Origin of the sequence: Variovorax nitratireducens (assembly GCF_051216545.1) — a bacterium.
Taxonomy (GTDB): domain Bacteria; phylum Pseudomonadota; class Gammaproteobacteria; order Burkholderiales; family Burkholderiaceae_C; genus Variovorax.
On sequence record NZ_JBPJZO010000016.1, the window covers coordinates 53,410 to 73,577 of the forward strand.

The 20,168-nt window shown below is 66.7% G+C and carries 20 protein-coding genes; 8 read left to right on the top strand and 12 right to left on the bottom strand.

Annotation, left to right across the window (positions count from 1 at the left end; genetic code table 11):
• Positions 1-13: 13 nt before the first annotated feature.
• The 7 genes from atpG to ACSFA8_RS25435 form a co-directional block, all read right to left on the bottom strand.
• Positions 14-889: a F0F1 ATP synthase subunit gamma gene (atpG, locus tag ACSFA8_RS25405; protein ID WP_435482245.1), complete on the bottom strand. Its 876-nt coding sequence runs from the start codon at positions 887-889 to the stop codon at positions 14-16.
• 33 nt (positions 890-922) lie between these two features.
• Positions 923-2,536, bottom strand: coding sequence for a F0F1 ATP synthase subunit alpha (atpA, locus tag ACSFA8_RS25410; RefSeq protein ID WP_435482246.1), 1,614 nt, complete (start codon positions 2,534-2,536; stop codon positions 923-925).
• Positions 2,537-2,578: 42 nt separating this feature from the next.
• Positions 2,579-3,109 (bottom strand): F0F1 ATP synthase subunit delta, encoded by a 531-nt coding sequence (locus ACSFA8_RS25415; RefSeq protein WP_435482247.1) that lies wholly within the window; start codon positions 3,107-3,109, stop codon positions 2,579-2,581.
• 25 nt (positions 3,110-3,134) lie between these two features.
• Positions 3,135-3,605 (bottom strand): F0F1 ATP synthase subunit B, encoded by a 471-nt coding sequence (locus ACSFA8_RS25420; protein WP_286541046.1) that lies wholly within the window; start codon positions 3,603-3,605, stop codon positions 3,135-3,137.
• A gap of 76 nt (positions 3,606-3,681) precedes the next feature.
• A complete protein-coding gene (gene atpE, locus ACSFA8_RS25425; protein ID WP_435482248.1) occupies positions 3,682-3,945 on the bottom strand; it encodes a F0F1 ATP synthase subunit C in 264 nt (87 codons plus the stop codon).
• 58 nt (positions 3,946-4,003) lie between these two features.
• Positions 4,004-4,873 (bottom strand): F0F1 ATP synthase subunit A, encoded by an 870-nt coding sequence (atpB, locus tag ACSFA8_RS25430; RefSeq protein WP_435482249.1) that lies wholly within the window; start codon positions 4,871-4,873, stop codon positions 4,004-4,006.
• 18 nt (positions 4,874-4,891) lie between these two features.
• The gene (locus tag ACSFA8_RS25435; RefSeq protein ID WP_435482250.1) at positions 4,892-5,359 is read right to left on the bottom strand and encodes an ATP synthase subunit I; all 468 of its coding nucleotides are present in this window, start codon (positions 5,357-5,359) and stop codon (positions 4,892-4,894) included.
• Between the two features lie 170 nt (positions 5,360-5,529).
• Here ACSFA8_RS25435 and ACSFA8_RS25440 point away from each other — a divergent pair, with 170 nt between their 5' ends.
• From ACSFA8_RS25440 to ACSFA8_RS25465, 6 genes are all read left to right on the top strand, one after another.
• Complete coding sequence (locus ACSFA8_RS25440) at positions 5,530-6,411, top strand: D-amino acid aminotransferase (RefSeq protein WP_435482251.1); 882 nt, start codon at positions 5,530-5,532, stop codon at positions 6,409-6,411.
• The gene (locus tag ACSFA8_RS25445) at positions 6,408-6,698 is read left to right on the top strand and encodes a YbeD family protein (RefSeq protein WP_435482252.1); all 291 of its coding nucleotides are present in this window, start codon (positions 6,408-6,410) and stop codon (positions 6,696-6,698) included. The genes ACSFA8_RS25440 and ACSFA8_RS25445 overlap by 4 nt, the downstream gene beginning before the upstream one ends.
• Positions 6,686-7,384 carry a lipoyl(octanoyl) transferase LipB gene (gene lipB, locus ACSFA8_RS25450; RefSeq protein ID WP_435482253.1) on the top strand — a complete coding sequence of 233 codons (699 nt, stop codon included), beginning with the start codon at positions 6,686-6,688 and terminating at the stop codon, positions 7,382-7,384. Before ACSFA8_RS25445 ends, lipB begins: the two co-directional genes overlap by 13 nt.
• Positions 7,385-7,391: 7 nt before the next feature.
• Positions 7,392-8,372, top strand: coding sequence for a lipoyl synthase (gene lipA, locus ACSFA8_RS25455; RefSeq protein WP_435482254.1), 981 nt, complete (start codon positions 7,392-7,394; stop codon positions 8,370-8,372).
• Between the two features lie 221 nt (positions 8,373-8,593).
• A complete protein-coding gene (locus ACSFA8_RS25460; protein WP_435482280.1) occupies positions 8,594-10,120 on the top strand; it encodes a class I adenylate-forming enzyme family protein in 1,527 nt (508 codons plus the stop codon).
• Between the two features lie 113 nt (positions 10,121-10,233).
• Positions 10,234-10,938, top strand: a complete 705-nt coding sequence (locus ACSFA8_RS25465) for a helix-turn-helix domain-containing protein (protein ID WP_435482255.1) — start codon at positions 10,234-10,236, stop codon at positions 10,936-10,938.
• 7 nt (positions 10,939-10,945) lie between these two features.
• On the opposite strand, the gene ACSFA8_RS25470 is transcribed toward ACSFA8_RS25465, so the two are convergent.
• Positions 10,946-14,197 carry an autotransporter outer membrane beta-barrel domain-containing protein gene (locus ACSFA8_RS25470; protein WP_435482256.1) on the bottom strand — a complete coding sequence of 1,084 codons (3,252 nt, stop codon included), beginning with the start codon at positions 14,195-14,197 and terminating at the stop codon, positions 10,946-10,948.
• Between the two features lie 234 nt (positions 14,198-14,431).
• Here ACSFA8_RS25470 and ACSFA8_RS25475 point away from each other — a divergent pair, with 234 nt between their 5' ends.
• A complete protein-coding gene (locus ACSFA8_RS25475) occupies positions 14,432-15,289 on the top strand; it encodes a DMT family transporter (RefSeq protein ID WP_435482257.1) in 858 nt (285 codons plus the stop codon).
• A 313-nt stretch (positions 15,290-15,602) separates the two neighbouring features.
• On the opposite strand, the gene ACSFA8_RS25480 is transcribed toward ACSFA8_RS25475, so the two are convergent.
• Together ACSFA8_RS25480 and ACSFA8_RS25485 are read right to left on the bottom strand one after the other, a co-directional pair.
• On the bottom strand, positions 15,603-16,118 hold the full coding sequence (locus ACSFA8_RS25480; protein WP_435482258.1) for a hypothetical protein: 516 nt from the start codon (positions 16,116-16,118) through the stop codon (positions 15,603-15,605).
• A gap of 151 nt (positions 16,119-16,269) precedes the next feature.
• Positions 16,270-17,313 (bottom strand): NADP-dependent oxidoreductase, encoded by a 1,044-nt coding sequence (locus tag ACSFA8_RS25485; RefSeq protein ID WP_435482259.1) that lies wholly within the window; start codon positions 17,311-17,313, stop codon positions 16,270-16,272.
• Between the two features lie 114 nt (positions 17,314-17,427).
• On the opposite strand from ACSFA8_RS25485, the gene trhA reads away from it, so the two are divergent.
• Positions 17,428-18,081 (top strand): PAQR family membrane homeostasis protein TrhA, encoded by a 654-nt coding sequence (gene trhA, locus ACSFA8_RS25490; protein ID WP_435482260.1) that lies wholly within the window; start codon positions 17,428-17,430, stop codon positions 18,079-18,081.
• A gap of 4 nt (positions 18,082-18,085) precedes the next feature.
• Here the strand turns inward: trhA and ACSFA8_RS25495 are convergent, their stop codons facing one another.
• On the bottom strand, positions 18,086-19,444 hold the full coding sequence (locus ACSFA8_RS25495) for a sensor histidine kinase (protein ID WP_435482261.1): 1,359 nt from the start codon (positions 19,442-19,444) through the stop codon (positions 18,086-18,088).
• Positions 19,441-20,148 (bottom strand): response regulator transcription factor, encoded by a 708-nt coding sequence (locus ACSFA8_RS25500; protein ID WP_435482262.1) that lies wholly within the window; start codon positions 20,146-20,148, stop codon positions 19,441-19,443. The genes ACSFA8_RS25495 and ACSFA8_RS25500 overlap by 4 nt, the downstream gene beginning before the upstream one ends.
• Between the last annotated feature and the right edge of the window lie 20 nt (positions 20,149-20,168).

Sequence of the window (20,168 nt, forward strand, 5' to 3'; positions counted from 1 at the left end):
CCGTGAAACTGGCTTACACGCCCGCGGCTGCTGCCGCGCCCGAGACGATCTCGGAGAGTTCCTTGGTGATGCCGGCCTGACGGGTCTTGTTGTAGACCAGCTTGAGTTCGTCGATCACGTTGCCGGCGTTGTCGGTGGCGGCCTTCATCGCGACCATGCGCGCGGAGTGCTCGGACGCCATGTTCTCGGCCACCGCCTGGTACACCAGCGACTCGACATAGCGAACCAGCAGTTCGTCGATCACGCTTTGTGCATCGGGCTCGTAGATGTAGTCCCACGAGTGCGCGCCGGGCTCGGTCTGCAGCGATTCGGCGGCCAGCGGCAGCAGCTGCTCGACCATCGGCTCCTGCTTGATTGTGTTGATGAACTTGGTGTAGCACAGGTACACGGCAGACAGCTTGCCCTCGGCATAGGCGTCGAGCAGCGTCTTCACCGGTCCGATGAGCTTGTCGAGGTGCGGCGTGTCGCCCAGATGGGTGACATGCGCGACCACGCGGGCGCCGATGCGGTTCAGGAAGCCGAGACCCTTGCTGCCGATGGCAACCGATTCGATCGCGATGCCGGCACTCTGTGCCTCGCGCAATTTGATCGTGACGGCGCGCAGCAAGTTGGTGTTCAAGCCACCGCACAAGCCCTTGTCGCTCGTCACGATGATGAACCCGACGCCCTTCGCCTCGTTCGTCTTCATGAACGCGTGCGTGTACTCCGGGTTCGCCTTGCCGAGATTGGCTGCGATGTTGCGAATCTTCTCGCTGTAGGGGCGGGCCGCGCGCATGCGTTCCTGCGCCTTGCGCATCTTGGAAACCGAGACCATTTCCATGGCCTTGGTGATCTTCTTGGTGTTCTCCACCGATTTGATCTTGCCGCGGATTTCCTTACCAGCTGCCATAAGAGCTCCTTCTTGCGTCGGTCAAGGGGTCGATCAGGCGAACGACTTCTTGAACGAGGTGGCGGCTGCCAGCAGTTCGGCTTCGGCGTCCTGGCAAACCTTCTTGAAGGCTTGCTTTTCCGCACTGTCGTCGGGCTTGGCCGGCTTGACGTCCCACTTGGCACCGTTCTTTTCCATGGTGGCAAGCAGGGGAGCGTGGCTCGACTTCAGCAGCTGATGGAAGCCGTGTTCGAACGACAGCACCTTCTTGACGTCGATGTCGTCCATAAAGCCCTTGTTCACTGCGAACAGCGTGGCGTTCATCAACGAGATCGGCAGCGGGCTGTACTGCGTTTGCTTGAGCAGTTCCGTCACGCGCGCACCGCGGTCGAGTTGCTTCCTGGTCGCTTCGTCGAGGTCGGAAGCGAACTGCGCGAACGCGGCCAGTTCACGGTACTGGGCCAGGTCGGTACGGATACCGCCCGACTGGTTCTTGATCAGGTTGGTCTGCGCCGACGAACCCACGCGCGACACCGAGATACCGGCGTTGATGGCGGGGCGGATACCGGCGTTGAACAGATTGGTTTCCAGGAAGATCTGGCCGTCGGTGATCGAGATCACGTTGGTTGGCACGAAAGCGGACACGTCGCCGGCTTGCGTTTCGATGATCGGGAGGGCCGTCAGCGAACCGGTCTTGCCCTTGACTTCACCCTTGGTGAAGGCTTCGACGTAGTCGGCGTTCACGCGGGCTGCGCGCTCGAGCAGGCGGCTGTGGAGATAGAACACGTCGCCGGGGTAGGCTTCGCGGCCTGGCGGACGGCGCAGCAGCAGCGACACCTGGCGGTATGCAACGGCTTGCTTGGAGAGGTCGTCATAGACGATCAGTGCGTCTTCGCCGCGGTCGCGGAAGTACTCACCCATCGTGCAGCCCGAGTAGGCCGACACGTACTGCATGGCGGCCGATTCCGAGGCGGATGCAGCGACCACGATCGTGTAGTCCATGGCACCGGCTTGCTCCAGCGCGCGCACCACGTTCTTGATCGACGAAGCCTTCTGGCCGATGGCGACGTAGATGCACGTCACGCCCTGGCCCTTCTGGTTGATGATCGCGTCGATCGCCACGGCCGTCTTGCCGGTCTGGCGGTCGCCGATGATCAGCTCGCGCTGGCCACGGCCGATCGGCACCATCGAGTCGATCGACTTGAGGCCGGTTTGCAGCGGCTGGTCGACGGACTTGCGGGCGATCACGCCCGGGGCGACCTTTTCGATCACGTCGGTCATCTTGGCGTTGATCGGGCCCTTGCCGTCGATCGGCTGACCCAGCGCGTTCACTACGCGGCCAATGAGTTCGGGGCCGACCGGCACTTCCAGAATGCGGCCGGTGCACTTGACCGTGTCACCTTCGGAGATGTGCTCGTATTCGCCCAGAATCACGGCGCCGACCGAGTCGCGCTCGAGGTTCAGCGCCAGGCCGAACGACGGCGTGCCGTCAGCGCTCGGCGGGAACTCGAGCATTTCGCCCTGCATCGCGTCCGACAGGCCGTGCACGCGCACGATGCCGTCGGTCACCGACACCACGGTGCCTTCGTTGCGGATATTGGCGCTGACGCCAAGACCTTCGATACGGCTCTTGATGAGTTCGGAAATTTCTGCGGGATTGAGTTGCATGACTCTTTCCTTCTTTCTTGGTAAGGGTAAGGGGCCGGGGGCTTACGCCGCCAGCGCAACTTTCATTTGTTCGAGGCGGGCCTTGACGGAAGTGTCGAGCACCTCGTCACCCACCGCCACGCGAACGCCACCGATCAACGAGGGATCGAGCTGAACCGACACCTGCAACTTGCGATCGAAGCGCTTTTCGAGCACGGCCGCAAGCGACGCGAGCGCTGCGTCGTCGATCGGGAAGGCGCTGTACACCACCGCATCGGACGAGCCGCGCTGGGCATTGGCCAGCAGGCGGAACTGCCGGGCAATCTCGGGCAGGGCCGCAAAGCGACCGTTTTCGAGCAGGGCCGACAGGAAGTTGTTGGCCTGCGCGGGCAGCGTGCCAGCCGCGACACCGGCGATCACGCCGAGCACCTGCTCGGGCGTGGCCTTCGGGTTGTCGGCGAACTGCTGCAGTTGCGGCTGACCCGCAATCGCTGCAACCTGCTCCAGCCAGGCGCCAGCGCCTTGAAGGTCGGCCGCGGAAGCCTTGAACAAGGCCTCGGCGTAGGGGCGTGCAATGGTGGCGATTTCTGCCATGGTGATCCTCGTTGCGCCTCGTGCTTCAGAGCTCGGTCTGCAGGCGGGCCAGCAAATCGGCGTGAACCGCGGGGTTCACTTCCTTGCGCAGGATCTGCTCGGCGCCCTTGACGGCAAGCGCGGCGACCTGCTCGCGCAGGGCCTCGCGGGCCTTGGCGGACTGTTGCTCGGCTTCGACGCGTGCGGCGGCAACGATCTTGTTGCCCTCTTCGGTGGCGCGGCCCTTGGCCTCTTCCACGATCGCCTGGGCACGACGCTCCGCATCGGCCAGCCGCTGGGCCGACTCGTTACGGGCCTGGCTCAGTGCGGATTCGACTTTCTTGTCGGCCGCAGCCAGCTCGGTTTTGGCCTTGTCAGCCGCAGCCAGGCCGTCGGCGATCTTGACGGCGCGCTCGTCCAGCGCCTTCGCGATCGGCGGCCACACGAACTTCATCGTGAACCCGACCAGGATCAGGAACACGATCATCTGGACGATTAAGGTACCGGTAATGCTCACTTTTCACCCTCTCTTTGGGATGGATTCCGCAGCCATTCCGATGGGAACGACAACTTGGGTCCGACGAGAAGCCTGATTACTTCGGCAGGTTGGCGATTTGCGCCAGGAACGGGTTGGCAGTGGCAAACCACAGGGCCACACCGGTACCAATGATGAACGATGCGTCGATCAGGCCGACCAGCAGGAACATCTTGGTTTGCAGTTCACCCATCAGCTCGGGTTGGCGTGCAGCCGATTCGAGGTACTTGCTGCCCATGATGCCAATGCCGACGCAAGCGCCGAACGCGCCGAGACCGATGATCAGGCCGGCGGCCAGTGCAACAAAGCTGATAACTTCCATGATGACTCCTAAGGGACTTTGGTTGACGAGAAAAAAGAAAACGGAAACGAAAACTTGATCAGTGATGATCGTGAGCCTGGCCGATGTACACCAGCGCCAGCATCATGAACACGAAGGCTTGCAACGTGATGATCAGGATGTGGAAGATCGACCAGACGGTGCCCGCGATGATGTGACCGACTGCCAGGCCGATGCCGGTAGCCGACAGCGTGAACGCGCCGCCCATCAGTGCGATCAGCAGGAAGATCAGTTCGCCAGCGTACATGTTGCCGAACAACCGCATGCCGTGCGAGACCGTCTTGGCAACGAACTCGATCATCTGCATCGCGAAATTGAAGGGGTACAGCGCCCAATGGTTGCCGAACGGCGCGGTGAACAGTTCATGAACCCAACCGCCCAGGCCCTTGATCTTGATGTTGTAGTACAGACAGATCAGCAGCACGGCCACCGACAGGCCCATCGTCACCGACAGGTCGGCCGTGGGCACGACGCGCAGATACGCGTGATGCGGGTCTCCGCCGAAGGCGCCGTAGATTTTTTGCCAAAGGAACGGGAACAAGTCGACCGGAAACAAGTCCATCGCATTGAGCATGAAGATCCACACGAAGATCGTCAGCGCGAGCGGGGCCACGAACTTGCGGCTCTCCTTGTTGTGCACGATGCCCTTGGCCTGCTGGTCGACCATTTCGACGAGCAACTCGACCGCCGCCTGGAAGCGACCCGGCACGCCCGAAGTGGCCTTGCGCGCAGCCAACCAGAGGATCCAGCAACCGATCACGCCGATCGCGATCGAGAAGAACATGGAGTCGAAGCTGAAAACAGAAAAGTCGACAACCGCCTTGGGCTTGGCGTTTTGCAGGTGCGTCAGATGGTGAATGATGTATTCACCAGAGGTCTGACCATGTTCCGCAGCGTTCTCAGCAGCCATCTGTTACTCGTCTCTCAGTTACTTGCGCTTGGGCGCGAACATCAACGCCACCCAATACGCCTGCATTGCCACCGCCAAACCCACCAGCATCGCCGGCCAGCTCAGCGCCGTTATCAGCTTTGGCGCCGCCAGCAACATTGCCAGCGTCAAAGCCATCTTGACCATTTCCCATACAAAGAACCCGACCATCGCCGTGGCCGGATTCAGGGAAGACAAACGACCCGTCAGGCCGCGCGCGAAGACAGCAGCGGGAACCACCACCGACAACGCGCCATAACCGGCCGACCAACCCAGATTTTGCCTCCCCGTCAGACCCCAGGCGGCCAAAGCCACCAGCAGGCCCGCGAGGGCCTGACCCGAGATCACCCGCCAAGGGGAGATCGAAGGACTTCTTTCGCGCAACTGGCGCGCCTCATCGGCGGTCAGCGGCTTGAAATCTGCGTCGGGGTCTTCTTCACGCTCCGCGTCCCGGGCTATTTTTCTCATTTGGAATGGCGCCCGAGTGACGAAACAGAATTTCTACAAAGCCATTGATTATAAGTAAAAACCCATGGCCTCCCGCCATTTCCCGGCGCGCGGGGTGGAATGAGTGTGCTTGACGGCAGACATGGCGAGGTGGAAGACCCCGTGCGCACGAGCCGCCCATAATTCTCCGCATGCATCCTCTCGCCACCGCTCTTCCCCAATCGCTCTGCTACCTCGATGGTGAATTCACGCCCTTGGGTCAGGCCAAGGTCAGCGTACTGGACCGAGGATTCATCTTCGGCGACGGCATCTACGAAGTGGTGCCTGCGTACAACGGCCGCCTGTTCTGTTTCGACGAGCACATCGCACGGCTCGGCCGCTCGCTGGCCGAGTTGCAGATTACGAACCCGCACACGCCCGCGCAATGGCGCGCGATCGCCCAGCAGCTGGTGGATCAGGCGGCAGCGCCATCGGTCGCCGTGTATTTCCAGGTGACCCGCGGTGTCGCGCCGCGCGACCACGCCATGACGCAAGGCATCACGCCCACGGTGTTCGCGATGGTCAACCCGCTGAAGCCGGTGCCCGATGCGGTTCGCGCCAAGGGTGTGACCTGCGTCACCGCCGAAGATTTCCGCTGGCAGAAGGCCCACATCAAGAGCACCAGTTTGCTCGGCGCCGTGCTGGCGCGGCAGATCAGCGTGGAAGCCGGCGCGACGGAAACCATCATGTTTCGCGGCGACGCGCTCAGTGAAGCCTCCTCGAGCAATGTGTGGATCGTCAAGGACGGCCGCCTCGCAGGCCCGGTGCCCGACCAGCTCGTGCTCAAGGGCATCCGCTATGACCTGCTGCAGCGGCTGTGCCGCGAGGCAGACATTTCGTACGAGTTGCGCCGCGTCACCCGTGAGGAAGTGTTCGGTGCCGACGAGCTCATGCTGTCGTCCGCCAGCAAGGAAGTGCTGCCCGTGACGACGCTGGACGGCCAGCCCATTGGAACCGGGCGGCCCGGCCCTATCTATGACGCCTTGTACGCCGCCTACCAGCAGGCCAAGCGACAGAACGGAGTTTCTTCATGAGCGACAACAACGACCACATCGCGACGCGCCAGGAGTCGCTGATCGAATACCCCTCGCTGTTCCCGATCAAGGTGGCGGGCGCCAACGTCGACGGCTTCGTGCACGCCATGACGCAGATCGCCGAACAATTCGATCCGGCCTTCGATGCGAGCACGGTTCAACTGCGCAACAGCAAGGCGGGCAACTACCTCAGCGTGACCCTGACAGTGACCGCCACCAGCCGCGAGCAGTTGGACAACATCTATCGCGCGCTGACCAGCCACCCGATGACCAAATGGGTGATCTGACGACGGTCGTCGTGCCCCTGCCGATCGAGCTTCTCGGCCGCGTCGACTACGAGCCGACCTGGGCGGCCATGCGCCGGATCACGCTGGAGCGCTCGCCGAATGGGCGCGACATGCTATGGATTTGCGAGCATCCGCCGGTCTACACCCAAGGTCTTGCCGGCAAGGCCGCCCATCTGCTGAACCCGGGCGACATCCCCGTGGTACAGACCGACCGCGGCGGCCAGGTCACCTACCACGGGCCCGGCCAGGTGGTGGCCTATCCGCTGATCGACCTCAAGCGGGCCGGCTACTACGTCAAGGAATACGTCTACCGCCTCGAGGAATCGGTGATCCGCACGCTCGCATATTTCGGCGTGACCGGCCACCGCGTTGGCGGTGCGCCGGGGATCTATGTGCGGCTCGACGACCCGTTTTCGCATGCGGCGCTGAACGGCCCGATGCACCCCGCCGACCCGTTTCGCGGCCTCGGCAAGATTGCGGCGCTCGGCATCAAGGTCAGCCGCCATTGCACCTACCACGGCGTCTCGCTCAACGTGGCGATGGATCTCGAGCCCTTCTCGCGCATCAACCCTTGCGGCTATGCGGGACTGAAAACGGTCGACCTTTCTACAATCGGTGTTCAAACCACCTGGGACGAAGCTGCCCGGGTACTGGGCCAGAAGCTGGTCACGTACCTCGCACCCTGATCACGCCATGAGCACCTCCGAAGTCGTCCGCGACGCCCAAAGCCAAGACACGTACAACCCGCTCGCCAAGCAGAAGGCCGCGGCCAAGCTGTCGCGCATCCCGGTCAAGGTGATCCAGGGCGAGGCGCTGAAAAAGCCGGAATGGATTCGCGTGAAGGCCGGCTCGCCGACCACACGCTTCTACGAGATCAAGCAGATCCTGCGCGAGAGCAACCTGCACACGGTGTGTGAAGAAGCCTCGTGCCCGAACATCGGCGAGTGCTTCGGCAAGGGCACAGCCACCTTCATGATCATGGGCGACAAGTGCACGCGCCGCTGCCCGTTCTGCGACGTGGGCCATGGCCGGCCCGACCCACTCGATACCGACGAGCCGCTCAATCTCGCGAAGACGATCGCCAAGCTCAAGCTCAAGTACGTGGTGATCACCAGCGTGGATCGCGACGACCTGCGCGATGGCGGCAGCCAGCATTTCGTCGACTGCATCCAGAACATCCGGGCGCTCTCGCCGCAAACGCAGATCGAAATCCTGGTGCCCGACTTCCGCGGTCGGGACGACCGCGCGCTCGAAATCCTGAAGGCCGCGCCGCCCGACGTGATGAACCACAACCTGGAAACCGCGCCGCGCCTCTACAAGGAAGCGCGCCCCGGCAGCGACTACCAGTTCAGCCTGAACCTGCTGAAGAAGTTCAAGGCGCTGCACCCCGACGTGCCGACCAAGAGCGGCATCATGGTCGGGCTGGGCGAGACGGACGAGGAAATTCTGCAGGTCATGCGCGACATGCGTGCGCACGACATCGACATGCTGACCATCGGCCAGTACCTGTCACCGAGCAACAGCCACCTGCCGGTGCGCCGCTATGTGCACCCCGACACTTTCAAGATGTTCGAGGAAGAAGCCTACAAGATGGGTTTCAGCCACGCCGCGGTGGGCGCAATGGTGCGTTCGAGCTACCACGCCGACGAGCAGGCCCACGCCGCCGGCGTGTAAGGTTCAGGCGGAGGGCGACTGGGGGGCCGGACGGCGGGGGGTCGGCGGGCCGGAACGCTTGTCGTCTGCGCGAACAGCGGGTTTGTTGGATTGGGTCATCATGGCTCCTCGTACTTGACGCCGGCCCGAAGGCTTGCGGCACCTTCCAACGCGGCCACCTGACATTGCGTTGACACTCTTTTCATTCGCCCATGACCCACTCGGATACTTTCCAGGATGCGATGGCCCGGGATTTCGGCGTGATCGCCGACCTGATCCGGATCCATGCACAGCAGCACCCCCACAGCTCCGCACTGCAAGACGGCAAGTCTGCGCTCACTTATGCCGAACTGGATGCACTGATGGATCGCGTTGCGGCGGCATTGCAGCGCGACGGCCTTGGCGCCGGCGACGCGGTTGCCATTTGCGCGACTTCGTCGGTGCCCTATGCCGCCGTATTCCTGGGCGCTCTGCGCGCCGGTGTCGCGGTTGCGCCGCTGGCGCCGGGGTCGACGCCGGCCAGTCTGGTGCGCATGATGGCAGACGCCGACGCCCGATGGCTCTTCACCGATGCTTCGGCCGCCGAGGTCGTTGGCTCCGCCCGCGCCGACGGCATTCCGCGCATCGCGCTCGACGGCTCCCAGGCCGGGCGCGCCCTCGACGACTGGCTGGCGCCGACGGGATCGCGCCCTGATCCGGTCGAACTGCAGCCGGCCACGCCCTTCAACATCATCTATTCCTCCGGCACCACCGGCGAGCCCAAGGGCATCGTGCAGGGCCACGGCATGCGCTGGTCGCATGTGAAACGCGGCGCGGGCTACGGCTACGGGCCCGACACGGTCACGCTGCTGTCGACGCCGCTCTACTCCAACACCACGCTGGTGGTGTTCTTCCCGACCATCGCGTTCGGCGGTTGCGTGATCCTGATGCCGAAGTTCGATGCGGGCGGTTACCTGGCGCTGGCGCAGCAGCACCGCGCCACGCACACCATGCTGGTGCCCGTGCAGTACCAGCGCCTGATGGCGCATGCGGCGTTCGACGCGCACGACCTGTCGTCCTTCCGCTTCAAGTTCAGCACCAGCGCACCGTTCAACGCCGCGCTCAAGGCCGACGTGCTGGCGCGCTGGCCGGGCGGACTGATCGAGTTCTACGGCATGACCGAAGGCGGCGGCACCTGCATCCTCGAAGCCCATCTGCACCCGACCAAGCTGCACACCGTGGGCCAGCCGGCCGAAGGCAGCGACATCCGCCTGATCGATGAGGCCGGCCAGGAAGTGGCGGCCGGCGAAGCCGGTGAAGTGGTCGGCAGCTCGGCCGGCATGATGGCCGGCTACCACCGCCAGCCTGAAAAGACGCGCGAAGCCGAATGGTTCTCGCCCGAAGGCATGCGCTTCATCCGCACCGGCGACATCGGCCGCTTCGACGACGAGGGCTTCCTGACGCTGTTCGACCGCAAGAAGGACATGGTGATCAGCGGTGGCTTCAACATCTACCCGAGCGATCTCGAAGCCGTGCTGCGCGCCCACGCGGCGGTAGCCGACGTGGCCGTGGTCGGCGTGCCGTCCGAGCAATGGGGCGAGACGCCGGTTGCCTTCGTGGTGCGCCGGGCCGGCGACGCCACCGACGCCGACACGCTGCTGCAATGGGCCAACGCCCAGCTCGGCAAGACCCAGCGGCTCGCTGCGCTGCGGCTGATCGACGATCTGCCGCGCAGTGCGATCGGCAAGGTGCTCAAGCGCGAACTGCGCGATCTGCATGCCCGCAGCTGAGGCGGTAGCGGGAGCCCCGCCCAACGAGGGCGGCGGCGTCTGCGCCGCCTCGGCCCTGTTGCTGCGGATCGGGTGACAGCGCCGTCGGCCGCGCCGACAATCCGTGTCGCACCATGTCGTCGACCACCGCGCTCGCCCCCGCACCGCACGGCCTCTCGCTGCGCCGCTATGGCGCGTCGCGCGGCAGCCACGCGCACGACCACTTCCAGATCCTCGTGGGCCTCGACGGACATCTCGATCTGGAGGTTGAAGGCCGGGGCCGGCGCATCGCGGCCGGCGACGGGTGGGTGGTCGAGCCCGGCGATCGGCACGACTTCGAAGCGCGCGACGGTGCAAGATGCCTGGTGCTCGACACGCGCGAAACGCCATGGGCCCGCGCGGCAGGACGCTCCCCGCTGGCGCCGCAGGCTCTGTCGCTCGCGCGCTATCTCGCGCTGTGCCTGTGCCAGCCCGACGCACCGGCGCTCGCACTGCAGCACGGGCCGGCACTGCTGCTGGAAGCCTGGGGCCCGCTGCCTGTCAGCGCAAGCCGACGCCGACCGATCGACTGGGCCGCCCTGAGCCTCTGGGCGCAGGCGCGCTGGCAGCGGCCGCTGAGCGTGGCCGACATGGCCGCCGTGGTTTGCCTGAGCCCGAGCCAGTTCGCGCAGCGCTGCCGCGACGAACTGGGCGTGGCGGCGATGCAGTGGTTGCGCCAGCAGCGGCTGGCGCATGCACGCCAGTTGCGCGGCCACGGCCTCGGCGTGGCCGAGGTGGCGCGACGCACCGGCTACCGCTCGCCGTCGGCGCTCACCGCAGCGATGCGGCGCGCCGGATAGGCGCTGCTTACCAGCGCACCTTCACGCCCAGGCTGGCGTTGACCGAGCTCTTGACCCGCGCATTGCCGCCCGAAGCCCACAGCTTGCCGAGTTCGCCGTAGAGGCTGGTCGTGGGCGACAGCATCAGCGTCGCGCCGGCTGCCAGCTCGCTGCTGGTGCCGCCGGTCCGCGTCAGGATGTCGGTGTAAGCCGCCGGCCCGATGAAGCGCGTGACATCATTGCCCTTGCTGCTGCTGTAGATGTTGAAGCGGCCGTAGGGCTGCAGCGTGCCGATGCCGGTGGCGATCTCGCCCTTAACGCGCACGCCAGCCCGCACCAGCCAGCCGCTGTCGGCGTCCTGCTGCACCTGCGCACCGAAGATCGAGGCATCGTCCAGGCCGAGGCGCTGGTGCACGAGCTGCAATTGCGGCTCGATCGTCCAGTTCGGCGCCAGCGGAAACGACTGGCCGACCTCGATCGAGGCCAGCAGGCTGTCGCCCTTGCCGGCGGTACTCAGGGCCAGGCTCGGCTGCACGGTGTAGCGGTGGCGCCCGGCCTGCAGCACGGCGTCCGCGTAGAAGCCACCCGCGTTCTTGTAGCTGGCGTAGGCGCCGAGGTACTGGCTGCGCAGGTCGTTCGAACCGACCGCGAGGTTCTGGATGCCACGGGCGAAACCGCTGACCTGCATGTCGCCGTCGAGCTGGCCGACGTACACGCCGGCCCGCCATCCGGCATTGGCCCAGAGGTCGGTGCCGGCCTGCAGGCCGGTCAGGCGACCATCGCTTTCTGGGCTGACGGTGCCAGTCTGGCGGATATTGCGATCGGTGCTGATCACGCGCGCCCAGGCCTGCCGGTCGCCCGCGTCGTCCCCCGTGCGCTGGTGCATGTTGCCGAGCATGGCGACGTTGCCCTGGCGCAATTGTTCGGGCAATGCGGCAAAAAGCGGCACTTCGGCGCGGTAGGTGGGAACCGTGCCGATCGGTACCGCCGGCACGGCGGGGATGGTCGGGCCCGTCGGAGTGGTCGGGGTGGTCGGATTGGTGGGCGGCGGAACAACGCTCGTGGTGGAGCTCAGGTAGCCACCGCTGCTGGTCGTGTTCAGGCGGTACTCGTATGCACCCGCATCCACATGGCCACCGGCCAGGCTGAAGGCGTTGGCGCCGATGCTGCCGCCGTTGGCCGTGCTGATGACCTCGATGCCGTTGCCGGTAGTTTGCGCACCGAGCCCGCCGATGTTGACGACCTGCACGGTGGTGCTGCCGGTGGCCACGGCGGTGGCGCCGCTCAGCAGCAGTCGGTCCGTGGCGCTGGCGCTGTTGCCCAGCGACGTGCCGATCCGCAAGGTGCCGTTGTTGCCGAGGTAGGGGCCCGTCACTGTCAGCGTGGTGCCCGGCGTGCTGCCCAGCAGGCTGACGGTACCGCCGTTATTGAGCGAAGCGACGGTCTGGTTGAAGCCGGCCAGATCGAGCGTGGCGCCGGCGGCCACCGTGTGGGCGCTGGCCGCGGCGAAGGTGTTGGCCGCGCCGGCCTGCAGCGTGCCAGTTGCGACGTTGGTAGCGCCGGTGTAGCTGTTGACGCCGCTCAGCGCCAGCACGCCGGTGCCGTCCTTGCGCAGGCTGCCCGCACCCGTGATGCCACTGCTCAGCGAGAGCGTGGTGCCGGCGTCGGTTTGCAGCGTGCCGCCGGCCGCGCCCAGAATCACCTGGCGAGCGGTCGCGATGCTGGCGGTGGTCTGCAACGCGCCGCCGTCCAGCGTGAGCCCGCCCGCGATGGCGCCCAGGCTCGCATCGCTCGCGATCGCCAGCGTGCCGGCCTGCACCGTCCAGGGCGTGACGGCCGCGTTGCTGCCGCTCAGCGCCCAGGCGCCGGTGCCGGTCTTGCGGTAGGCGTCGAAGCCCTGGTACAGGGTGCCGATGCCGGTTACGTCGAAGGCACCGTTGGTGGTGCCGCCCAGTGCCAGCGCGTTGCCGGTTCCGCTGGCCACGGCATTGCCGGTGAAGGCGTAGCCGGTTTGCAGCTCCAGCGTGTTGTTGTTGCCGAGGAATGTCACGGCGTTGCCGCGCGTGACGCCGTCGCCGCCGAGCCCGCCCGAGATGCTGCCCGCGTTGATGACCGTATTGGCATTGCCCACGACGCCGACGCCCACGGCGGCGCTGCCCGCTGCACCGGTTGGCCCGGTGGTGTTGGTGCCCCCTGCCCCGCCATTGCCACCCGTCAGCGTCCCGGCGTTGAAGATCTGCGTTCCGCCGGCATTGATATTGATCGCATTGCCGCCGTTGCCGCCGCCACCTGAAGCGCCGCCGCCCTGCGTGGCATCGCCCGCGCCGCCCGCACCGCCATTGCCGCCGACGATGGCAGCGCCGGCTTCGTTGCGCATTTGGCCGCCGAGCATAGTCACGCCATTGCCGCCACCGCCGCCGCCACCGCCGCTCGGGCCGGTGCCGCCGCCGCCGGTGCCGTTGCCGCCGTTGCCGCCGTTGCCGCCCTGGATCAGGCCCGCGGCGTTGTTGACGATCAGGCTGGTGGTGGCCGCCGGCGCAAAGTAGACGCCCGTGCCGCCCCCGCCGCCGCCGGCGCCTTGTGAATTGGCATTTCCGCCTGCGCCGCCCGTCCCGGCGGCGATGGTGCCTCCATTGGTGAACGACGTGACCGACGGGTCGAGCACGACGCCGTAGCCGCCGCCACCGCCACCCCCGGCAGCGTAGAACCCGGCACCACCGGCACCGCCGTTGCCGCCCGCAAGGAGACCCCCGTTTACCGTGACGACGCCGCTCGCACCGGCAGCGCCGGCGCCGCCGCCACCACCGAAGCCTCCCGCCGGCTGGCTTCCGCCGGGCGACCCGTCCGGCGTGCCGGGGATCCCGGCTGCGCCGCCCGCACCGGCAGGCCCGACCGGCGGCGCGCCCGCAAATGCAGCCGAGCCTCCGGTCGCGCCCGCGGGCGTCGCGGTGCCGCCATCGCCGCCGAAGGAGCCGACATTGGTGTCGTTGACAGCGCCTGCACCGCCGGTGCTGTCGCTCCCGCCCGCGCCGCCGTGGATGATCGTGAGGGTGGGCTGGCCACCCGCGCCACCGGCGCCGGCCGTGGCCGCGCCGGCCATCAGGCAAAGCATCGCGGCGGTCGCCACGGCCCGCAAACCGCCCGCACTCGGGGTCGACCGGGCCATGGACGGACGATCAGCGGCGGCGCTGCTGCTGCGCACCCGCCCCCGTGCGATTTCGGACACAGCCTGCCAGCTGTTAAGGGCCTGATTGAACACAACGCGGTAGATACGATTCATGAGGGGTGCCTTGGGGCTTGGTGACGAGGGAACTGCCGTTTTCGTCGGAACGGTGTGCCGGGGAGGCACCCGAGTCAGCAAACAAAAGTAGCAATTTTGAGTTGGCGAGTGTAACTTTGTTATTACAGGCTATGTGGCCATTCCCCCCCGACAACGTGTCAGATGTCACGCCGTGCGCTGAAACGCGACGACACGCCGTCGTTGCGCGACGACGACAATCCGTAAGCTGGGCGCATGTCTTCAGAGTCCTCCGCTTCCCGCCTCTACGCCCTGGGCGCGATCGTGCTGTGGGCCTCGCTGGCCTCGCTCGGCACCGCGCTCGCTCATGTGCCGCCCTTTCTGCTGACCGGCCTGGCGCTCACCATCGGCAGCGTGCTGAGCCTGCCCAGCGTGCTGCGCGACCGCACCGCGTGGCAAGTGCCCGCAGCCACGCTGGCGCTCGGGATCTACGGCCTGTTCGGCTTTCACTTCCTGCTGTTCATCGCGCTGCGGCATGCGCCGCCGGTCGAGGCCAATCTGGTCAACTACCTCTGGCCGTTGCTGATGGTGGTGCTTGCGCCCATGCTGCTGCGCGGCGTTTCATTGCGCGCGCTGCATCTGCTGGCGGCGCTGCTGGGCTTCGTCGGCGCAGCCATCGCGATCCTCGGCGCTCGCAGCGGCGCCAACCCTGCGAGCAGCGAGACCTGGGGCTTCGCGCTGGCGGCCGGGTCGGCCTTCATCTGGGCCAGCTACTCGCTGTGGACGCAGCGCGTGCCGGCGTTTCCCACAGCGGCGATCGGCCTGTTCGGACTGGTTTCGGGCCTGCTCTCGCTGGCGTGCCATGCATTGCTCGAGCCCGCGGTGGCCCTCTCGGCGCGCGACTGGCTGCTGGTCGTGCTGTGCGGACTCGGTCCGCTCGGCGCCGCGTTCTACCTGTGGGACATGGCGCTGAAGCGAGGCGACGCGCGCCAGATCGGCATCCTGAGCTACCTCACGCCGCTCGCGTCGACTGCGCTGTTGCTGGTGGTGACCGGACGGCCGCTGAACTGGACGATTGCGCTGGCAGCGCTGCTGATCATCTCGGCGGCCGTCATGGGAACGCGCGCGCGCTGAAAACTCCGGTCAGTCGGCCCGCGCGCCGGCGTCGGCAACCACCGGCCCCTGTGCGCGGAAATCGCTGCGGTCACGTGCGCCATGTCATTGTTCGACAACGGCACCGCGCCGTCGTGAGGCAACTGTCCCGGTTTCGGGCGGCGGCTGGCCATTCGGTCGATTGACCTTGCATCGAGCGGCTGTGGGAGGTGTCGACCCACCTGCTCGAATCACCGCCGCCAGGGCGTGCACCAACTGATCGCGCCGCACGCCTGGCGACTGCCGTTCGAGCGCGCCTGGCGGGATCCGAACAAGGCGGGGAGCTGAGCGGCGGTTACTGCAGCGCGCGCGCCGCCGGCGCCAGCAGGCGCGCATGCTTCATCTGCTCGGCCGTGAGCGTCTCGGTGGAAACGATGGTCAGTGCGCCATCGGCCGCAGAGCGCTTGGTAGCCTGCGACTCGAGCGTGCTGCTGACCGACGAAGGGAAGGTGTACATCGCGCCGGTCAGCGGGTCGACCGCCAGCATGCCAACCAGACCACCCAGCATGATGTTGCCGATGTACCAACCACTGAGCGTGGCGGTGAGCTTGAGCTCCTTCGGTGCGAAGCCGTCCTTGGTCAGGACGACGGTATAGCTCTCCGACTTGAAGTAACCCGCACCGCGCTTGAGCGTCAGCGTGACTGGCGTGGCGCCGCTGTGGATCTTCTCCCCGGCGCGATTGGTCACCGACGCCATGGCGCCCTCGGGAACGCTGCTCACCGTGACTTGCTGCGTCGTGCCATTGAAGATGCTGGCGCATCCGGTCAAGGCAAGCACGACTGCGCCCGCCACGAAAAGGCTCTTCTTCATATCTCTTTCCCCCTGATTGATTTGCGAGGGGGTGAGGCTAGTCGACTGGCGGGGCGCGGATCGACAGACTGCGAAGCGAAGGTTCTGTTCTGTGAAAAAAGTCCGCTCTGATCCGTGCGCGGGCTGGCGCCCGCGGACTCAGCGCATCACCTCAGTCTTCCGCCACCTGCAGCACCAGCTTGCCGAAGTTCTCCCCCGCGAACAGCTTGTTGAGCGATTCAGGAAAGGTGTCGATGCCCTTGACGGTGTCTTCCTTGCTTTTCATGCGCCCGTCTTTCAGGTAGCCCGAGAGTTCGGCAATGGCGATGGGGTAGCGGTCGGCATAGTCGAACACCACGATGCCTTCCATGCGCGCGCGATTCACCAGCAGGCTCAGGTAGTTGCGCGGGCCGGCAGCGGGCATGCTGTTGGCGTTGTTGTACTGGCTGATCGCGCCGCAGATGATGATGCGGGCCTTGCGCGCCAACCTGGCGAGCACCTGGTCGAGGATTTCGCCGCCGACGTTGTCGAAGTAGATGTCGACGCCCTTGGGGCAATGTTCCTTGAGACCCGCGCGCACCGCGCCTTCGCCGGCCTTGTAGTCGATGCAGGCGTCGAAGCCCAACTCCTTCACCACCCAGTCGCACTTGGCCGCGCCGCCCGCGATGCCGACCACGCGACAGCCCTTGATCTTGGCGAGCTGGCCGACCGTCTGGCCGACTGCGCCGGCCGCGCCGGAGACGACAACCGTTTCGCCCGGCTTGGGCTGGCCCACGTCCATCAGGCCGAAGTAGCCGGTCATGCCCGGCATGCCGAGCACGTTGAGCCACTGGCCGATGGTGCCGACGCGCAGGTCGATCTTCACCAGGCCGTTGCGCTTGATCTCCTCCTGCGGAATGAGCATGTACTCCTGCACATTGAGCGTGCCGTAGACCGTGTCGCCTACCGCAAAGGCGGGGTTCTTCGACGCGACCACGCGGCCCACGCCGCCGGCGCGCATCACCTCGTCGATGGCCACCGGCGGGATGTAGCTCTTGGCGTCGTTGAGCCAGCCGCGCATCGCGGGGTCGAGCGACAGCGACAGTGTCTTGACCAGCACGCCGCCCTCGGCCGGCTCGCCGACGGGCTCGGTGGTGAAGCGCCAGTGCTCGCGCGTGGCGGCGGCCTCGGGACGCTTGGCGAGTCGAACCTGGTGGTTGGTGAGCGTGGCGGTCATGGCTTTGTTTCCTTGGAATATGTCTTGAGGAGTCGGCTGTGGAGCCGGATGCTATCTCCGGTCTACGCCGCCTGACGTAGCGCGCGCGACAGCGGCTTTGTGCAGAATGAACGCATGTCCGAACTGACACCTCCCCGAATCCAGACCCTCGGTGAAGAGATCGCTAACGCGGTGAGCCATGGGCTGGGCCTGCTGCTTGCGGTTGCAGCCCTTCCGATCCTGGTGTTCAATGCCGCGCAGCAGGGCCAGGCCGCCAACGTCATCGGCGCCTCACTGTTCGCCGGCACAGCCATCGTGCTGTATCTCATCTCGACGCTGTACCACGCGCTGCCGGCCGGCCGCGCCAAGCTGCTGCTGAACCGGCTCGACCATGCCGCCATCTACCTCTTCATTGCGGGCAGCTACATGCCGTTTCTGCTCGGTGTGCTGCGCGGGCCCTGGGGCTGGGCGCTGCTGAGCGCGGTGACGGCGGCCGCGGTGGTGGGTGTCGGCGCCAAGCTGCTCAACCGCCTGCAGCATCCGCTGTGGTCGACCGGGCTCTATGTCGCGATGGGCTGGATGGCGCTGGTGGCCGCGGTGCCGCTGGTCGAGCGCATGTCCGTGGCCGGGCTCGGCTGGCTGGTGGCGGGCGGGCTGGCCTACACCGCGGGCGCGGTGGTGTTCCTGCTCGACTCGAAGCTGCGCTACGCGCACTTCGTCTGGCACCTGTTCGTGCTCGCCGGCAGCACCTGCCATTTTTTCGCGGCACTCTGGCACGCGCAAGGCTGATCGATCAGATCAGCAGCGCCGAAATGGCCAGACCGGGCTGCGCGTTGCGCACCTCCAGCCTGCCACCGTGGGCCTCGGCCACCAGCCGGCACAGGTACATCCCGAGGCCGACGCCGCCGGTCGCGCGCTGGCGCGCGCTGTCGGTGCGGTAGAACGGTTCGGTCAGGTGCCCGAGTTGCGCCTCGTCGACGCCGGGGCCGAAGTCGCGCACTTCGAGCAGCACGCCCTTGCCCTCGGTGCGCAGCGAAATACGCGGCGGCTGCGGCGCGCCGGCGCTGTAGCGTAACGCGTTGTCGAGCAGGTTGCGCACCAGCAGGCGCACGCGGGTGCGGTCGAGCGGGCGCACCGGCAGCGCCTCGGGCAGATCCAGCTGCACCTGCGGGCCTTCGGCCTGCTCCGCCACCACCTCGCGCACCAGCGCGGTCAGGTCGACCGGCTCGCGTTGCAGCGCCGCGTGCGGACTCGCGAGGCGCTCGCTTTCCAGCAGGTCGCTGATGAGGTCGCGCATCTCGTTCAGATCGCGCAACAAGGCTGCGCGCTCGGCGGCGCCGTCGGGCGTGTCGGGCAGGAGCTCGGCATTGAGCCGTGCGCGCGTAAGCGGTGAGCGCAGCTCGTGGCTCAGCGCGAGCAGCAGCGCGCGCTTGGCATCGAGCATGCCTTCGAGGTCGTGCGCCATGGTGTTGATGCGATGCGCGAGGTCGCCGAGTTCGTCGCGCCGGCGCAGCGGAATGGCCTGCGCAAAGTCGCCGCGGCCAAAGCGGTCAGCACCCTTGCGAATGTCGTCCAGGGGCTTAAGCAACTTGTGCACGAGCGCGTAGGCCAGCAGGATCAGCCCGAGCGCCAGCACCGCAGTGATCCAGTCGGCATTGCTGGGCTGGTGCTGCCACAGGCGCGGACTCCAGCCGAAGGTGACGCGGTGGCCGTCGGCCGTCGGCCGGACGAACCAGGGATCGTCCGGCGCGTCGCGCTCGCGCCGGCGCTCGGAGAACCAGCCGCGGCGGTCGCTGCGGCCCGGATCCGAATCCCAGTTCACCTTCGGACCATCGATGCGCAGCGTGATGGGCAGCCGGTCGACCAGCGCCTGCGCGCGCGCCACCTCTGGCGGGCTGCCGAGCTCGACCACGACGCGATCCATGTAGTCGACCAGCAGCGGGCGCGCAACCTCGCGCCAGCCGGTGCTCGACAGCGCCGACTTCATGCCGCCGACGAACACGGCCATCAGCGCCAGCGCGAGCACGACGAACAGCGTAACCAACCGCAGCCGCAGCGAATGGCGCCAGCGCCGCTGGCCGCGCTGGCTGGCCTGCCCCGCGGCAGCCAGCGCCCGGTCGGCCGAAGCCAGCACGCGGCCGCGACGCCTCATGCCGGCTCGCTTCGGGCCACCGCGAGCGTGTAGCCCGCGTTGCGCAGCGTCTTGATGCAGTCGAGCGGCTCCAGCTTCTTGCGCAGACGGCTCACCACGATGTCGACCGCACGCGTGTACAGGTCGGCCTCGTGGCCGCGCAGGCGATTCAGGATGTCGTCGCGGCTGAACACCCGGCCGGGCTCGGCGGCCAGCAGCGCGAGCAGCTCGAACTCGGTGCCGGTGAGTTCGACGCGCTCGCCCTGGCGCAGCACTTCGCGCCGGTCGAGGTCGATGGCCAGGCCGTCGAACACGTGGCGCTGCGTCGCCACCGCGATCGCGACGGGCGCTGCGGCGAGTTGCGTCCGCTGGCGCCGCAGGATGGTCTGCACGCGCGCCACCAACTCGCGCGGCTCGAAGGGCTTGGGCAGGTAGTCGTCGGCGCCGATCTCGAGGCCGACCACGCGGTCCATCACATCGCCACGCGCGGTGAGCATCACGATCGGGATCTCGCTCTCCTTGCGGATCTCGCGGCACAGCGCGAAGCCGTCCATCTCGGGCAGCATCACGTCGAGGATCGCGGCGTCGTAGTGGCCGGCCCGCAGCTTGGCCAGGCCTTCGCTCGGCCGCGTCGCGCTTTCCAGCACGCAGTCGAAGCGCGCGAAGTAAGTGGCGAGCGGCGGCGCCAGATGCTCGTCGTCGTCGATCAGAAGGATGCGTGGCATGGCCGGATTGTGACTGCGGG

Excerpts from the sequence above, each read along its gene's own strand:
- atpG (WP_435482245.1), bottom strand. The coding sequence starts at position 889 with ATGGCAGCTGGTAAGGAAATCCGCGGCAAGATCAAATCGGTGGAGAAC.
- atpA (WP_435482246.1), bottom strand. The coding sequence starts at position 2,536 with ATGCAACTCAATCCCGCAGAAATTTCCGAACTCATCAAGAGCCGTATC.
- ACSFA8_RS25415 (WP_435482247.1), bottom strand. The coding sequence starts at position 3,109 with ATGGCAGAAATCGCCACCATTGCACGCCCCTACGCCGAGGCCTTGTTC.
- atpE (WP_435482248.1), bottom strand. The coding sequence starts at position 3,945 with ATGGAAGTTATCAGCTTTGTTGCACTGGCCGCCGGCCTGATCATCGGT.
- atpB (WP_435482249.1), bottom strand. The coding sequence starts at position 4,873 with ATGGCTGCTGAGAACGCTGCGGAACATGGTCAGACCTCTGGTGAATAC.
- ACSFA8_RS25435 (WP_435482250.1), bottom strand. The coding sequence starts at position 5,359 with ATGAGAAAAATAGCCCGGGACGCGGAGCGTGAAGAAGACCCCGACGCA.
- ACSFA8_RS25440 (WP_435482251.1), top strand. The coding sequence starts at position 5,530 with ATGCATCCTCTCGCCACCGCTCTTCCCCAATCGCTCTGCTACCTCGAT.
- ACSFA8_RS25445 (WP_435482252.1), top strand. The coding sequence starts at position 6,408 with ATGAGCGACAACAACGACCACATCGCGACGCGCCAGGAGTCGCTGATC.
- lipB (WP_435482253.1), top strand. The coding sequence starts at position 6,686 with ATGGGTGATCTGACGACGGTCGTCGTGCCCCTGCCGATCGAGCTTCTC.
- lipA (WP_435482254.1), top strand. The coding sequence starts at position 7,392 with ATGAGCACCTCCGAAGTCGTCCGCGACGCCCAAAGCCAAGACACGTAC.
- ACSFA8_RS25460 (WP_435482280.1), top strand. The coding sequence starts at position 8,594 with ATGGCCCGGGATTTCGGCGTGATCGCCGACCTGATCCGGATCCATGCA.
- ACSFA8_RS25465 (WP_435482255.1), top strand. The coding sequence starts at position 10,234 with ATGTCGTCGACCACCGCGCTCGCCCCCGCACCGCACGGCCTCTCGCTG.
- ACSFA8_RS25470 (WP_435482256.1), bottom strand. The coding sequence starts at position 14,197 with ATGAATCGTATCTACCGCGTTGTGTTCAATCAGGCCCTTAACAGCTGG.
- ACSFA8_RS25475 (WP_435482257.1), top strand. The coding sequence starts at position 14,432 with ATGTCTTCAGAGTCCTCCGCTTCCCGCCTCTACGCCCTGGGCGCGATC.
- ACSFA8_RS25480 (WP_435482258.1), bottom strand. The coding sequence starts at position 16,118 with ATGAAGAAGAGCCTTTTCGTGGCGGGCGCAGTCGTGCTTGCCTTGACC.
- ACSFA8_RS25485 (WP_435482259.1), bottom strand. The coding sequence starts at position 17,313 with ATGACCGCCACGCTCACCAACCACCAGGTTCGACTCGCCAAGCGTCCC.
- trhA (WP_435482260.1), top strand. The coding sequence starts at position 17,428 with ATGTCCGAACTGACACCTCCCCGAATCCAGACCCTCGGTGAAGAGATC.
- ACSFA8_RS25495 (WP_435482261.1), bottom strand. The coding sequence starts at position 19,444 with ATGAGGCGTCGCGGCCGCGTGCTGGCTTCGGCCGACCGGGCGCTGGCT.
- ACSFA8_RS25500 (WP_435482262.1), bottom strand. The coding sequence starts at position 20,148 with ATGCCACGCATCCTTCTGATCGACGACGACGAGCATCTGGCGCCGCCG.